13 protein-coding genes are annotated in these 14,057 nt (G+C 68.2%); 4 read left to right on the top strand and 9 right to left on the bottom strand.

What is annotated here, in order from left to right; all coding sequences use genetic code 11:
- A complete protein-coding gene (gene mpl / locus GDJ08_RS09065) occupies window positions 1–1,365 on the bottom strand; it encodes a UDP-N-acetylmuramate:L-alanyl-gamma-D-glutamyl-meso-diaminopimelate ligase (RefSeq protein WP_017357029.1) in 1,365 nt (454 codons plus the stop codon).
- 339 nt (window positions 1,366–1,704) lie between these two features.
- Complete coding sequence (locus GDJ08_RS09070) at window positions 1,705–2,268, bottom strand: adenylate kinase (RefSeq protein WP_136002959.1); 564 nt, start codon at window positions 2,266–2,268, stop codon at window positions 1,705–1,707.
- A 141-nt stretch (window positions 2,269–2,409) separates the two neighbouring features.
- Between GDJ08_RS09070 and GDJ08_RS09075 the strand changes: the two genes are divergently transcribed.
- A complete protein-coding gene (locus GDJ08_RS09075) occupies window positions 2,410–3,669 on the top strand; it encodes a 6-phosphofructokinase (protein WP_153164728.1) in 1,260 nt (419 codons plus the stop codon).
- Between the two features lie 139 nt (window positions 3,670–3,808).
- Window positions 3,809–4,606 carry an OB-fold protein gene (locus tag GDJ08_RS09080; protein WP_017357026.1) on the top strand — a complete coding sequence of 266 codons (798 nt, stop codon included), beginning with the start codon at window positions 3,809–3,811 and terminating at the stop codon, window positions 4,604–4,606.
- A gap of 94 nt (window positions 4,607–4,700) precedes the next feature.
- Here the strand turns inward: GDJ08_RS09080 and GDJ08_RS09085 are convergent, their stop codons facing one another.
- The gene (locus tag GDJ08_RS09085) at window positions 4,701–5,204 is read right to left on the bottom strand and encodes a hypothetical protein (protein WP_136002957.1); all 504 of its coding nucleotides are present in this window, start codon (window positions 5,202–5,204) and stop codon (window positions 4,701–4,703) included.
- A 328-nt stretch (window positions 5,205–5,532) separates the two neighbouring features.
- On the opposite strand from GDJ08_RS09085, the gene GDJ08_RS09090 reads away from it, so the two are divergent.
- Window positions 5,533–7,560 carry a sodium-translocating pyrophosphatase gene (locus GDJ08_RS09090; RefSeq protein ID WP_136002956.1) on the top strand — a complete coding sequence of 676 codons (2,028 nt, stop codon included), beginning with the start codon at window positions 5,533–5,535 and terminating at the stop codon, window positions 7,558–7,560.
- On the opposite strand, the gene GDJ08_RS09095 is transcribed toward GDJ08_RS09090, so the two are convergent.
- The 5 genes from GDJ08_RS09095 to GDJ08_RS09115 are packed head-to-tail and all read right to left on the bottom strand — an operon-like array spanning window position 7,561 to window position 10,535.
- Window positions 7,561–8,298 carry an energy transducer TonB gene (locus tag GDJ08_RS09095; protein ID WP_153164729.1) on the bottom strand — a complete coding sequence of 246 codons (738 nt, stop codon included), beginning with the start codon at window positions 8,296–8,298 and terminating at the stop codon, window positions 7,561–7,563. It lies immediately after the preceding gene.
- Window positions 8,295–8,720, bottom strand: coding sequence for a TonB system transport protein ExbD (gene exbD / locus GDJ08_RS09100; protein WP_153164730.1), 426 nt, complete (start codon window positions 8,718–8,720; stop codon window positions 8,295–8,297). Before exbD ends, GDJ08_RS09095 begins: the two co-directional genes overlap by 4 nt.
- 10 nt (window positions 8,721–8,730) lie before the next feature.
- A complete protein-coding gene (exbB, locus tag GDJ08_RS09105; RefSeq protein ID WP_229296484.1) occupies window positions 8,731–9,459 on the bottom strand; it encodes a tonB-system energizer ExbB in 729 nt (242 codons plus the stop codon).
- On the bottom strand, window positions 9,443–9,907 hold the full coding sequence (locus tag GDJ08_RS09110; protein ID WP_017354296.1) for a YbaN family protein: 465 nt from the start codon (window positions 9,905–9,907) through the stop codon (window positions 9,443–9,445). The genes exbB and GDJ08_RS09110 overlap by 17 nt, the downstream gene beginning before the upstream one ends.
- Before the next feature lie 40 nt (window positions 9,908–9,947).
- Window positions 9,948–10,535: a biliverdin-producing heme oxygenase gene (locus GDJ08_RS09115; RefSeq protein WP_017354295.1), complete on the bottom strand. Its 588-nt coding sequence runs from the start codon at window positions 10,533–10,535 to the stop codon at window positions 9,948–9,950.
- A 139-nt stretch (window positions 10,536–10,674) separates the two neighbouring features.
- Here GDJ08_RS09115 and GDJ08_RS09120 point away from each other — a divergent pair, with 139 nt between their 5' ends.
- The gene (locus tag GDJ08_RS09120; protein ID WP_153164731.1) at window positions 10,675–10,932 is read left to right on the top strand and encodes a DUF2789 domain-containing protein; all 258 of its coding nucleotides are present in this window, start codon (window positions 10,675–10,677) and stop codon (window positions 10,930–10,932) included.
- A gap of 50 nt (window positions 10,933–10,982) precedes the next feature.
- Here GDJ08_RS09120 and GDJ08_RS09125 read toward each other — a convergent pair whose 3' ends face one another.
- Window positions 10,983–13,901 (bottom strand): TonB-dependent receptor, encoded by a 2,919-nt coding sequence (locus tag GDJ08_RS09125; protein WP_153164732.1) that lies wholly within the window; start codon window positions 13,899–13,901, stop codon window positions 10,983–10,985.
- Between the last annotated feature and the right edge of the window lie 156 nt (window positions 13,902–14,057).

Genomic DNA, 14,057 nt, shown 5'->3' on the forward strand with positions numbered 1-14,057 from the left:
TTACGATGCCTGCAACTGCGCCAGAAAGCGGCGCGGCGCGCCGTCGAAACCGCCGTTGGACATGAACACCACGTGGTCGCCCGGTGCCACCACACGACCCAGCTGGGCCAGCAGCGCATCGGTATCGGGCACTGCGTACGCATCGCCGCGTACCGCAGCGATCACCGCCGACGCATCCCAGGCCAGCTCGGGACGGTGCAGGAACACCACTGCATCGGCCAGGTCCAGCGACGGCGCCAGCGCCTGCGCGTGCGCGCCCAGGCGCATCGAATTGCTGCGCGGCTCCATCGCCACCACGATGCGGGCATCGCCCACCTTGGCGCGCAGGCCGTCGAGGGTGGTGTGGATGGCGGTGGGATGGTGCGCGAAATCATCGTAGATGGTCACGCCATCGGCGCTGCCGATGACTTCCATGCGGCGCTTGACGCTGCGGAAGCTCGCCAGCGCCGGGATCACCTGCGCCGGGTCGACGCCCACCGCATGCGCGGCGGCCAGTGCGGCCAGCCCGTTGAGCACGTTGTGGCGACCCAGCAGCGACCACTGCACCTCACCCACGTCCACGCCCCGATGGGAGACGCGGAAGCGGCTGCCGTCGGCGTGCACCAGCGCGGCGCTCCACTCCAGCGCCGGATCGAAGCCGAACCGCTCCACCGGCGTCCAGCAGCCCATCGCCAGCACCTCGGCCAGACGGGCGTCCTCGCCGTTGACGATCAGCCGCCCGCGCGCCGGCACCGTGCGCACCAGATGGTGGAACTGGCGCTGGATCGCGGCGACGTCGGGGAAGATGTCGGCATGGTCGAATTCAAGGTTGTTGAGGATCGCCACCAGCGGCCGGTAGTGGACGAATTTGCTGCGCTTGTCGAAAAAGGCGGTGTCGTATTCGTCGGCTTCCACCACGAACTCACGACCACTGCCCAGCCGCGCGGACACGCCGAAGTCTTCGGCCACGCCCCCGATCAGGAACCCCGGCTCACGGCCGGCGGCCTGCAGCAGCCAGGTCAGGATGGTGGTGGTGGTGGTCTTGCCGTGGGTACCGGCCACGGCCAGCGTGTCGCGGCCCGGCAGCACCTGCTCGGCCAGCCACTGCGCCCCGGAGATATAGCGCTGGCCGGCGTCGAGGACCGCTTCCACCGCCGGATTGCCGCGCGACAGGGCGTTGCCGACCACCACCGCGTCGCAGTCGGGGCCGACGCTGTCGGCGCGATAGCCGGGGTCGAGGGTGATACCCAGCTGTTCGAGCTGGGTGGACATCGGCGGATAGATCGCCTGGTCACTGCCACGGACCGTCAGGCCCTGTTCGCGTGCCAACGCGGCTACGCCGCCCATGAAAGTGCCTGCAATGCCCAGGATATGTATCGTGCTCATGCGCTCGATTGTCGCCGATCACTGTCGATGCGTGTGCGCGTCGTCAGACAAGTCCTACAAAGACTGTGAGAAAAATCCACACCCATGTCGGGGAATTCCCGATAGCCAACTAGTGTGAACACGGACACAATTCAGGTTGCCAGCCGTAGCACCCCATTGGTCCTACTCCCCAAGAGGCCATCCCCAGGGGGGCTCATGCTGCGGGGCCCTGAGCAAGCCCGCCAGCTGGCGCCTTAAGAACAGACACGCCTGGTCCCTTCGGGGACCGGGCGTGCCTGTTTTCGGGGCCGGCTGCACCGATCCCCGACCGCAGGCGCTGCCGAAGCAGCGCCCGGGAGGTCAGCGCTGGATCGCCGCGCGGATGCGCGCTTCCACGTCGTCCAGCTCACCCACGCCATCGACGCGGGCCAGCGTGCCGCGGCCGGCATAGAAATCCACCACCGGCGCGGTCTGGTCGTTGTAGACCTGCAGGCGCTGGCGCACCGACTCGGGATTGTCGTCGGCGCGGCCCTGTTCGGCGGCACGGCCGGCAATGCGCTCGACCAGCAGTTCGGTCGGCACGTCCAGCTGCACCACCGCGTCCAGCGGCTGGCCGATCTTGGCCAGCAGGGTATCCAGCGCGTTGGCCTGGGCCACATTGCGCGGGTAGCCGTCCAGGATGAATCCGTTGGCGACGTCGGCCTGGCCCAGGCGCGATTCCAGCATGCCCAGCAGGATGTCGTCGGACACCAGGTTGCCGGCGTCCATCACGGCCTTGGCCTGCCTGCCCAGCTCGGTACCGGCGGCCACTTCGGCACGCAGCAGATCGCCGGTGGAAATGTGCGCAATCGCCAGCTGTTCCTTCAGGCGCGTCGCCTGTGTCCCCTTGCCCGAACCGGGCGGTCCCAACAGAACCAATCGCATCAACCTGACTCCAACTTGGTAAGAAATAGGAAGGGCGCGCGCCCCGGGAATGTCCACAATCACGCTGCACCGCAATACGCGCACTTTACCCCATCCGGGTAATGTCCCTGCAATGTCCTTCCCCCAGACCAAGGTCGACCCATGTCAAAAGGTACCCTGCTGTATGCCCAGTCGGGCGGCGTCACCGCCGTCATCAACGCGACCGCCTCGGCGGTCATCAGCACCGCCCGGGCCAAGGGAATCAAGGTGTTGGCCGCGCGCAACGGCATCCTTGGCGCACTGCGCGAGGAACTGATCGACACCTCGAAGGAAACCGCCGCCGCCATCGCCGCGCTGGCCCATACCCCGGGCGGGGCCTTTGGCTCGTGCCGCTACAAGCTGAAGTCGCTGGAGGCCGACCGGGCCCGGTACGAACGCCTGCTCGAGGTCCTGCGCGCCCACGACGTGCGCTGGTTCCTCTACAACGGCGGCAACGATTCGGCCGACACCGCCTGGAAGGTGTCCCAGCTGGCCAAGGCATTCGACTACGACCTGACCTGCATCGGGGTGCCCAAGACCATCGACAACGATCTGGCGGTGACCGACACCTGCCCCGGCTTCGGGTCGGCCGCCAAGTACACCGCGGTGTCGGTGCGCGAGGCCGCGTTGGACGTCGCGGCGATGGCCGAGACCTCCACCAAGGTATTCGTCTACGAGGCGATGGGCCGTCATGCCGGCTGGCTTGCCGCCGCTGCGGGATTGGCCGGCGAGGGCCCCGACGATGCCCCGCACATCATCCTGCTGCCCGAGCGCGCCTATGACGAGGCCGCGTTCCTGGCCAAGGTCAAGGCGGTGGTCGAACGCGTGGGCCACTGCGTGGTGGTGGCCTCCGAAGGCATCCAGACCGCCGATGGCCGCTTCGTGGCCGATGCCGGCGGCGGCAAGGATTCCTTCGGGCACACTCAGCTCGGTGGCGTGGCCTCGCAGCTGGCCGGGCGGGTCAAGGATGCACTGGGCTACAAGGTGCACTGGACCCTGCCCGACTACCTGCAGCGTTCGGCCCGCCATATCGCCTCCAGAACCGACTGGGAACAGGCGCAGGCGGTCGGCAAGGCCGCCGTGCAGTTCGCACTGAAACGCCAGAACGCGGTGATGCCGGTGATCGTGCGCAGCAGTGACAGCCCCTACCGCTGGAAAATCGAGGCGGCCCCGCTGCACAAGGTGGCCAACCACGAGAAGAAGATGCCGGCCAGCTTCATCCGCAGGGACGGCTTCGGCATCACCGCCAAGGCGCGCGCCTACCTGTCGCCCCTGATCAGGGGCGAGGCCCCCCTGCCCTATGGTGCCGATGGCCTGCCGAAGTACGTGACGCTGAAAAACGTGGCGGTCCGGAAGAAGCTGGCGCGCTGGCAGGAAGGCTGATCCTGCCGCCCGGCGCCGACCGGGCATTTGCGACACCGGGGGGGCGGACCCTACAATCCGCCCCGCCAGCAAGGTCTGCTGGATCTCGCCCTAGCGACCCACCCTCCGCGCACCGCGGACGATGACAAGGACTGTACCGATGATGCGCCATCCCCTGTTTGCCGTACTGCTGCTCGCCGTGGCAGCCCCTGCGTTCGCCGACACCTGCGAAAGCAGCTTCCAGAAGAAGGGCAACCCGCTTTCCGGCACCACCTACACCGCCTCGGTGACCGTGCCCGACCTGACCGTCAAGAGCGCGATCGGTCAGATGAACGTGATCGCCAAGGGCAACAACATGGACGTGCTGAGCGCGGACGCAGAGAACGGCGCGATGCTGATCGAAGATCCGCAGTCGGCCATGCACAAGACCATTCCGATCATCATCAGCGCCACCAGCGAAGGCCGCACCGGCACGGTGGCGATGACGGTCAAGCTCAACCCGGGCGCCTTTGCCAAGGCCGACGCGATCCGCGCCGAGATGTGCAAGATGCTGACCCAGGTCAAGCCCGGCAAGGCCGGCGAACAGTTCGCCGCGTCCACCCCGAAGGCCTCGACGGTGAACATTTCCGCTTCCGATTTCGGCTTCCAGCTGCGTACCCAGCACAAGGACAACCCGGCCGCGATCGAACCGCGCTACCAGGGCAAGATCTATTCGATCACCGGCCGCGTCAACGGCGTGCTCAAGAGCGGTGGCACCTACAACACCGGCTTCGACATTCCCAGCAGCACCTCGGGCATCGACTTCGAAAGCGTGGCCATCACCTGCGCGTTTGCCCCGAGCCAGGCAGCCTTCGCGCTGGCGCTCCGCCCGCGGGAAAAGGTCACGCTGGTCGGCGTGGTCGACCGCTACGACCAGATCGGCCGCGTGCTGTGGCTGAAGGACTGCAAGGGCAACTGAGCCCGCGCAGCCCGGCGTGATACCCGAGCCCGGACCGGCCCTGCCGTCCGGGCTTTTTCATGGCCTGTAACCGGCACCCCGCCACGTCACGCCATCAACGGCAGGCGTTACCTTCCACCGTCATCTGCGCGGCGAACATCGGCACCGGCGCGATCCTGCCGGCCGCCGCCTGCTTCCTGGCCTCCTCCAAGTAGATCCGCGACTGCCCCTGGCCATCGAGTTCGGGCTTCTGCGCGACCGGCATGCGCCACACGCGTACCACCGCCTGCTGCGCCGGGCATGCCGCGCTCGGCACGCGGATGACGTCATTGAGTTTCCATCCCTTGGCCTCGCTCGGCTGCGCCTTGTCGAAATCGACGAAACGCGCGCGCGGCTGGCATTGCTCGCTGGTGCGCACCACGCTGAACCGGTAGGGCTGCGCGACGTCACCGGTGAACACGCCTTCCAGCCGCGCGCAGGCTTCGGGAATCTGGCGCAGCGTGTGGGCGGCATTCACCGCCTGTGGGGCACCGGCGGCGCGCTGCAGTTCCGGGGTCTCGGCGGCGGACGCAGCCACCGCAGGCAGCAGGGCCAGCCAGAACAGGTGACGGGGGGACATGGCGATGCCTCGTTGGGAATGGGAAGAGGGTCGCTTGGCGCAGATGAATGGTGTGGCAAGGCGGCACCGACCACGGGACCGGGCAGTGCCTGCCGTGATGGCCCTTCCGCGCCACCGGATGCGACCTGGAGCGCATACCGGCATCCACATCTGGCGGTTTCCGCGCTTTTCCCGGCATACTCGGGGGGCACCAGGATTGCTGAACAAAGCCACACGCTTGATGACCGGGCACGGTCTGAACGGGTTGGTCCTTAGCTTGCAGCCCGTTGTGCCCCGCGTGGTGAGGTTCATCCGTCGACTGGATGCCATCCATCACCCGGGAGGGGACATGCTGGAACGATACGGGCTTACCCTGGCGCTGATCTGCGCCATCCTCGCGATTCTCTACGGCATCGTGTCGGCACGCTGGATCCTCCGGCAACCGGCTGGCAATGCCCGCATGCAGGAGATCGCCGCCGCCATCCAGGAAGGCGCGCGCGCCTATCTCAACCGTCAGTACCTCACCATCGGTGTCGCCGGCATCGTGCTGTTCGTGCTGGTCGGGTTCTTCCTCAGCTGGTACACCGCGACCGGCTTCGCGATCGGTGCGGTGCTGTCCGGTGCGGCCGGCTACATCGGCATGAACGTGTCGGTGCGGGCCAATGTGCGCACCGCGGAAGCGGCACGCAAGGGTCTCGGCGCGGCGATGGACGTGGCGTTCCGCGGCGGCGCGATCACCGGCATGCTGGTGGTCGGACTGGGGCTGCTGGGCGTGGCCGGCTATTACGCCCTGCTGCTGCGGCTGGGGCTGGATACCGCGCAGGCGCTGCACGCACTGGTCGGGTTGGCGTTCGGCTCGTCGCTGATCTCGATCTTCGCGCGGCTCGGCGGCGGCATCTTCACCAAGGGCGCCGACGTCGGTGCCGACCTGGTCGGCAAGGTCGAAGCCGGCATCCCCGAAGACGATCCCCGCAACCCTGCGGTCATCGCCGACAACGTCGGCGACAACGTCGGCGACTGCGCGGGCATGGCCGCCGACCTGTTCGAGACCTACGCGGTGACGGTGATCGCCACCATGCTGCTGGGCAGCCTGATGATCGCCGAAGCCGGACGCAACGCGATCCTGTACCCGCTGGTGCTGGGCGGGGTCTCGATCATCGCCTCGATCATCGGCGCGCTGTTCGTCAAGGTGAAGCCGGGCGGTTCGATCATGGGCGCGCTGTACAAGGGCGTGATCGTCTCGGCGGTGCTGGCGGCGATCGCCTTCTATCCGATCACGCTGCAACTGATGCCGGACAACGCGCACGGTGCATTGAACCTGTACTTCTGCGCGTTGATCGGGCTGGTGCTGACCGGGCTGATCGTGTGGATCACAGAGTACTACACCGGCACCCAGTACACGCCGGTGCAGCATGTCGCGCAGGCCTCCACCACCGGCCACGGCACCAACATCATCGCCGGGCTCGGTGTGTCGATGAAATCGACCGCGCTGCCGGTGATCGCCGTGTGCGTGGCGATCTGGCTGGCGCACTACTTCGGTGGCCTGTACGGCATCGCCATCGCCGCCACCGCGATGCTGTCGATGGCCGGCATGATCGTGGCGCTGGATGCGTATGGGCCGATCACCGACAACGCCGGCGGCATCGCCGAGATGGCCGAGCTGCCACCGGAGATCCGCAGCATCACCGACCCGCTCGACGCGGTGGGCAACACCACCAAGGCGGTGACCAAGGGCTATGCGATCGGCTCGGCGGCGCTGGCCGCGCTGGTACTGTTTGCCGACTACACGCACAACCTGCAGGCGGCCCATCCCGGCGAGGTGTTCGCCTTCGACCTGTCCGACCACACCGTGATCATCGGCCTGCTGATCGGCGGCCTGATCCCCTACCTGTTCGGTGCGATGGCGATGGAGGCGGTCGGCCGTGCGGCCGGGGCGGTGGTGGAGGAAGTGCGCCGCCAGTTCCGCGACATCCCCGGCATCATGCAGGGCACCGGCAAGCCGCAGTACGACAAGGCAGTGGACATGCTGACCCGCTCGGCGATCCGCGAAATGATCGTTCCCTCGCTGTTGCCGGTCGCCGTGCCGGTGGTGGTCGGCCTGCTGCTGGGGCCGCGTGCGCTGGGCGGCCTGCTGATCGGCACGATCGTGACCGGCCTGTTCGTGGCGATCTCGATGACCACCGGCGGCGGCGCCTGGGACAACGCCAAGAAGTACATCGAGGATGGCCACTTCGGCGGCAAGGGCAGCGAAGCGCACAAGGCCGCGGTCACCGGCGATACCGTCGGCGATCCGTACAAGGACACCGCCGGCCCGGCGATCAATCCGCTGATCAAGATCATCAACATCGTCGCCCTGCTGCTCGTGCCCCTGCTGTAGTCAGCGCCCGCGCAGGGAAAACGCCACCGGCACCATGACCTCCACCGGATCGCCGGGGAGGTCCGCCGGTGGCGGCGGCATCGGGTTGCCACGGCGCACGGTGTCCAGCGTCTCGGCATCCAGCAGCGCGTGGCCGCTGCTGGTGCCCAGTCGGATGTTGCTCGCATGCCCCTGCCTGTCCACCGAGAAGCGCACGTAGGCCACGCCCTGCTGGCGCAGACGTTCGGCCTGGCGCGGATAGCGGCGGTGCTGCTCCAGGTGGCCCAGCAGCAGCCCCTGCCAGGTCACCTGCGCGGGACTGCGTTGACCGGACACGGTCTGCTGCCCGGCATAGCGCTGCGATGCCTGCGCCTGCACGTCCGGCGGGGCCAGCGTCTGGTCCACTTCGGCAAGGTCGGAGGGGTCCTCACGCTCGCGAGGTTTCTGCGGCTGCGGTGCCTGGCTGAGCGCGGCGTCCGGGTCGGACGGCAGTACCAGCCGTGGCGGCGGTGTCGGGGTGGGCTGCGGGCGGTGCTGCTCCTGCTGTGCCGGCCCCGGCGGAATCTCGGTGGCCGGCGCCGGCGGCGCTTCGGCGGTGGCTGCCAGCTCGATCGCGATCGCCTCCTGCGGCAGCGCAACGGGCGGCGCGGCGGTCCGCGCGTGCCACCACACCACCGCACCGATCACCGCCGCATACAGTGCCACCACGATGCCCAGGCTGGCCGCCCAGGGCACCTGCGCCTCGTTGCGCAGGCTCATGATGCCGTCTGTTCCAGGCCAACCAGCGCCACCTTGGTGTAACCGGCGCTGCGCAGCGCGTTGAGCGCCTGCATCACCGCGTCATACGGCACGCCCTTGTCGGCGCGCACGAAGATGCGCTGCGCTGGCGTGCCGTCGCCGGCCCGGTCCAGGACCGCCTTCAGCGCCCCGGCGTCCACCGCCGTGTCGTTGACGCTCCAGCGCAGGTCGGCCTGCACGGTCAGGTACACCGGCTCGCTGTCGCGTGGCTGCGGGCGTGCATTGCTGGCCGGCAGGTCCACTGGCAGATCCACCGTCGCCAGCGGTGCGGCCACCATGAAGATGATCAGCAGCACCAGCATGACGTCGATGAACGGGGTGACGTTGATCGCGTGGGTCTCCTCCAGCGCGTCCTCGTCGTGGCGGGCGGTACACAGGGCCATGCGGGCCGCCTCAGCGCGCCGCCACGGCGATGCCGCGGCGGTCGAGGTCGCGTGACACCAGCTGCTGCACGCCTGCGGAGACATCGCCGGCCAGCGCACGCAGCCCGGCCAGCACCCGCGCGAAGTGGTTGTAGATCACCACGGCGGGAATCGCCGCCACCAGACCGAGTGCGGTGGCCAGCAGCGCCTCGGCGATGCCCGGGGCGACCACCGCCAGATGGGTGGTGTTGGCATCAGCGATGCCGATGAAGCTGTTCATGATGCCCCACACGGTGCCGAACAGCCCCACGAACGGAGCGATCGCGCCAATGCTCGCGAGCACCCCCACGCCGCTGCGCATGTCCCGTGCATACGCCAGTTCGATACGTTCCAGCCGCGAGCCGATGCGCTCCTTGATGCCGGCAGCATCGGCGCCGTCGCCGGACAGGCGCAGCTCGGTGCGCGCGCCATCGAGCAGCGCATGCGCCACGCCCTGCCCCAGCACCGCGCCGGCAGCGCCGTCCGCGGCCGGCAGGTGTGCGGCGTCGAGCAGCAGGGCCCGCGCGGCACGCAGCGCGCGCGACTGCCGCGACAGGGCCCAGCCCTTGGCCAGCAGCACCGTCCAGGTGGCCACCGATGCGGCCGCCAGGGCCAGCATCACCGCCTTGACCACCGTATCGGCCGCCAGGTACATGCCCCACGGCGTGAGGTCGTGCGACAGCGCCGCGACAGCGGCGGGAACATCAACAGGAAGCGTCATCGTCTGGATCTTTGTAGGGAGAAGGTGCATCAGTGGCGCGCGCATCCTGCGCGACGGCGACCGGGGGAACCGACAGGGGGGCGGCATCCAGCCGAGGGGCCGGGCGCGACAGGACATAGGCCGCGCTCGCAGCGAAGAACAGTCCCACGCCGAGCAGCAGCCGCCACGACGGTTGCGCTCCCCAGCAGAACAGCGCAAAGCCCAGCGCCATGCCGCCGGCGGCGAACGCCTTGCCCTTGCCACTGACCGCGCCCTGCTCGCGCCACAGCCGCAGTGCCGGACCGTAGCGCGGGTGGTCGAGCAGGCGGCGCTCGAAACGTGGCGAACTGCGTGCGAAACAGCCGACCGCCAGGATCAGGAAAATGGTGGTGGGCATCACCGGCAGCAGCGCGCCGATCACCCCCAGCGCCACCATCAGCCATCCCAGGCAGAACCAGAGCCAGCGCATCAGGCCTGTCCGGCACGGCCCCGCACGGCGCGCGTGCGGCTCATGCGAATTCCAGCTCGACGTGGCCGTGCACGCTGCGGAAGGCAGCGTCGGCGGCGTCGATGACCTGCTGTTCCTGCGCATCGTCCAGGGTCACGCCATCCAGTGCAGCGGTGAACTCGCGCCAGTGGCGCGCAGCTCCGTCCGGATGGGCGGCCAGGTGACGCGCGCCGAAACCGGCGTCCAGCCCGAGTTTGGCGGCCATTTTGTACAGGATGGTGCCGCCGAGGTTGGAGCCTTCGGCCACGTACAGCCAGCCGAGCGCGGCCGGCAGCGGCAGGTCCGGGTCCAGGCGCATCGGTACCGGGCCCGGCAGGGTCTGTTCCAGGTCGCCGAGGTCACGCGCGATCAGCGGCAGACGGCGGCGGGTGTCCAGGTCGGGCAGCAGCGCGTCCAGCGCGATGTTGGCGTACAGCGCATCGATATCGCGGTGGAAGCGGTACTGCACACGCAGGAAGCGGGCGAACTGCGCACGGCTGGCGAAGATGTCGCCGGCCATGATGCGTTTGTCGAGGGCACCGTGGCTGTCGCGGGTGGCCGCTTTCAGGCGTTGGCTGCGGGTGGCGGGAAGAAGGTCGGTGGCGATCATGGGGCTCGGCGTGTACGGGGTCCCTGCTTGGACGACTGGCACGACCGCTTCCCCAACCCCGATTGTCGTGCGGGCCGCGATGACGGCTTCACCGGCCTGCGTCGATAATGCGGATCACGTACTTCGCCAAGGCTTTTCGATGATCACCACCGAACCCCGCATGACCAACCTGTTCCTGCAGCTGGGCCTGGACGCCAGCCCGGCGGCGATCGCCGCGTTCATCGCCAGCCATCAACTGCCCACCGAGGTGGCTCTGGTCGATGCGCCGTTCTGGAACGACGGCCAGCGCCAGTTCCTCGCCGAGCAGCTCAAGTCCGATGCCGACTGGGCCATCGTCGTCGACGAGTTGGGCGATGCCCTGCACGAACAGGCGGTCAAACGCGCTACCGGCCTCTGAGCCGGTGACGCGGTGGGGCCGGCCGTGGCCGGCCCCTGTCCTGCACGGACTCAGTAGCGGTAGGTCAGCGCCAGCCGCACGGTGCGGCCCGGGGCCGGCATGATGCCCAGCGCCAGCGGGTCCAGGTAGTAACGGTCGGTCAGGTTGTCCACGTTGACGTCCACCGCCAGCTGCTCGGTGGCACGCCAGCTGGCGAACAGATCCACCAGCGTGTTGGGACGGTACAGCTGCTGGATGGCCGACAGGCCCACGTTCCATTCCTTGTCCAGCTTGCTGATCGGGCCGGCGTTGTGGATCACGCGCGTACCGAAGGTCAGCCGTTCGTCGAACAGACGCGAACCCAGCGTCATGTTGACCGTATAGCGCGGCGGGTTCTGGGTATTGCTGTAGGAGCCTTCGAAGCCGCCATCAACGCAGTCCGGCGTGTTCTTCAGTTCCTCGATCCTGCGCTGCACACCGTAGGCACGACGCTCGGCAGCGATGTCCGGGGCGCAGGTCTTGGCCTGGAAGTAATAGTGCGCCGACAGATCGGCAAACACCTTGCCGGCATCGTAGTTGGACTGGAACTCCATGCCCGAGACCTTGAAGCGGTCGATGTTGCGGATGTAGCCGGCCGACAGGGTGCGGTAGTCGCGGGTGATCAGGTCGTCGATGCGGGTATCGAAGTAGGCCAGCTTGAACGCCGCACGGTCGCCGTCAACGAACAGGTCGTGCTGCACGGTGCTCGCGCCCACTTCCCAGGTGCCGGCACGCTCGGGCTTGAGCTCGCCGACCGGCTTGGCCGCAGTGAACAGGCCCAGCGTGGACTCGAACAGGCTCGGCAGCTTCACGCCTTCGGCATACTTCACGTACACCATCGTGTCTTCGGTGAAGCGGTAGGCCACGCTGGCCGACGGCATGAACGCGCTGTCGCGGCGACGGATCGGCTTGGACCAGGTCCAGCTGACCGGCACGCTCAGGTCCTCGGCATCGTCGGCGTCGTAGAAGTTCCAGCCGGCGATGTCCGCCACCGTGCCCTGCTTGTACGGCGATGCCAGCAGCGAGGCCTGGGTGAACTGGCCGTTGGCATCCGGATACCAGTTCAGCATCGCGATGCGCGTGGCCCGCCACGACGGCAGGTTCGGGTTGCCGTTGAGCAGCTGCGTGTAGCGGTACTGGCCGATCACGCCGTAGGTTTCCGGCGTGGCCAGGCGGTTGCGGTCATGCACGTCCACGCGGTTGTAGCGCCCGCCCAGCATCAGCTCCCAGTGCTCGTCAGGCTCCCACTTCACCGATGCGACGGCGCTGTATTCCTTGCGTCCGGCATTGCGCAGGAAACGGTTGTTGACCAGATCATCGTGCATGATCGGCGCGTTGCGACCCGGGCCGACGTCCTCATCGCTGTAGGACAGGCCATAGTTGAGCGTGAACAGGCCCGCATCGTTGGCCAGGAGCGTGGTGTTGCCCACGTCCAGGCCCAGCCGCGTCTGCTGCATGCTGTTGCGGTAGGCGCTCTTGTAGCCCGGGTCGGTGTTGAAGGTCGGGCCGTCATACCACTCGGTGCGGCGGTCGAAGTACCACGGCGTGATGCCGGTCAGGCCGTTGTACATCAGGCTGTGCGCGTCGGTGTACCAGAGGTTGGCCTTCAGATCGACCAGGTCGTTGTCCGGATTGAAACGGTACCGCAGGTTGTACGCGTCCAGGTCGATGCGGCCCGGTTCCCACTGCGGCACGCGGTCGCGGTCCACGCGGATGATCTGCGAGGCCATGATCTCGCCCTGCTCGCCTTCATAGCGGCGGTAGCCGCCTTCCAGCGTCTGGTTCTCGTCGATGCGCCAGGTGCCCTTGATCAGGAACGACTCGGACTCGGAGGACGTGTTGAACACCTCGGTGCGCGGCGGATTCAGCGGCGCCAGCGTGCGGCGGGTCTGCGGAAAGTCGTCGTAGCCGTGCTTGCCCGCGAAGTAGTTGCCCTGGTCGCGGCGCGCGTAGGCGGCCACCAGGTCCACGCTGTCCCAGTGCCTGGCTGCGGCGATGTTGAAGAACCGGCTGCCGGTGGCGTTGCGGTCGGTACGCGGCACGCCGCTGTAGGCCGGTACATTGTTGGCGCTGTTGTTGGCCAGGCCGCCGCGGATGCGTACACCGCTGTCGCGGCCGTCGCGCAGCACGTCGTCGACCTTCAGCGTCTCCATCTCCACCACGCCGCCGATGCCGCCGGACGCGTTCACGCCCAGACTGGGGCCCTTGGTGATGGTCAGGCTGGAAATCAGGTCCGGGTCCAGGTAGGTGCGCTGGGACTGGCCGGCATAGCCGCGGTAGGTGTCCATCGTCGACTGCCCGCCGTCGATGATCACCGGAATGCGGCTCTGCCCCTGGATGCCGCGGATGTTGAGGTCCAGTGCGTTGGCGGTGCGCGGGTCGCCTGCCGTGACACCGGCCACGCCCTTGACGATGTCCGCCGTGGACGTGCCGCGGAAGCGCTCGAGGGTCGCGCGCGGGACGTACACGCTGGACCCCGCGGTGCGGTAGGCATCCAGCGTGTGGTCGCCGCCGCTGCCGCCGGTGTCGGTGCGGTCGCCGGCCACGCGCAGGGCGTCGGTGACGATGACACCGTCTTCGCGTGCGGTGGTCGCGCTCCGCTCCAGCGTTACCGCGTCCGGGCCGACCCGGCGCATCACCAGGCCACTGCCCTGCAGCAGGCGTGCCAGTGCCGAGGACGCATCCAGTTCACCGCTCACTGCGGTAGAGGTGACGCCGTTGGCCAACGCGGCCGGATAGGCGACCTGCATGCCGGACTGGCGCATGAAGCTGCGCAGTGCCTCACCCAGCGGCTGGGCCGGAATGTCGAAGCGGTGCGTGGCGGCGGCCGCATCGCCAGCGGACTGGGCCAGGGCCGGCAGTGCGGTGAGGGATGCCAGGCCGGCGGCCAGCAGGGCGACGCACAGGCGGGACGGACGCGGGCGAAGACCCGGACGGGAGGGAGTACGCATGAAGGAACCTGTCGGAATGCAATGCCACGAAGGCGGATGACCCGCGCAAGGTGCGGGCACGGCGGACGTACGTGGCGGCGGCGGGTACGTTCGGGGTGTTAGACGCGCGGCGCGGCGCCAGCCCCAAGGGAAAATGCAGGACGGATCGGATCGGCC

Source organism: Stenotrophomonas nematodicola (assembly GCF_009467805.1).
Classification (GTDB): domain Bacteria; phylum Pseudomonadota; class Gammaproteobacteria; order Xanthomonadales; family Xanthomonadaceae; genus Stenotrophomonas; species Stenotrophomonas nematodicola.

Bases quoted from the DNA above. Each gene is read 5' to 3' on its own strand.
- mpl (WP_017357029.1), bottom strand. From the start codon at position 1,365: ATGAGCACGATACATATCCTGGGCATTGCAGGCACTTTCATGGGCGGC.
- GDJ08_RS09070 (WP_136002959.1), bottom strand. From the start codon at position 2,268: ATGCGATTGGTTCTGTTGGGACCGCCCGGTTCGGGCAAGGGGACACAG.
- GDJ08_RS09075 (WP_153164728.1), top strand. From the start codon at position 2,410: ATGTCAAAAGGTACCCTGCTGTATGCCCAGTCGGGCGGCGTCACCGCC.
- GDJ08_RS09080 (WP_017357026.1), top strand. From the start codon at position 3,809: ATGATGCGCCATCCCCTGTTTGCCGTACTGCTGCTCGCCGTGGCAGCC.
- GDJ08_RS09085 (WP_136002957.1), bottom strand. From the start codon at position 5,204: ATGTCCCCCCGTCACCTGTTCTGGCTGGCCCTGCTGCCTGCGGTGGCT.
- GDJ08_RS09090 (WP_136002956.1), top strand. From the start codon at position 5,533: ATGCTGGAACGATACGGGCTTACCCTGGCGCTGATCTGCGCCATCCTC.
- GDJ08_RS09095 (WP_153164729.1), bottom strand. From the start codon at position 8,298: ATGAGCCTGCGCAACGAGGCGCAGGTGCCCTGGGCGGCCAGCCTGGGC.
- exbD (WP_153164730.1), bottom strand. From the start codon at position 8,720: ATGGCCCTGTGTACCGCCCGCCACGACGAGGACGCGCTGGAGGAGACC.
- exbB (WP_229296484.1), bottom strand. From the start codon at position 9,459: ATGACGCTTCCTGTTGATGTTCCCGCCGCTGTCGCGGCGCTGTCGCAC.
- GDJ08_RS09110 (WP_017354296.1), bottom strand. From the start codon at position 9,907: ATGCGCTGGCTCTGGTTCTGCCTGGGATGGCTGATGGTGGCGCTGGGG.
- GDJ08_RS09115 (WP_017354295.1), bottom strand. From the start codon at position 10,535: ATGATCGCCACCGACCTTCTTCCCGCCACCCGCAGCCAACGCCTGAAA.
- GDJ08_RS09120 (WP_153164731.1), top strand. From the start codon at position 10,675: ATGATCACCACCGAACCCCGCATGACCAACCTGTTCCTGCAGCTGGGC.
- GDJ08_RS09125 (WP_153164732.1), bottom strand. From the start codon at position 13,901: ATGCGTACTCCCTCCCGTCCGGGTCTTCGCCCGCGTCCGTCCCGCCTG.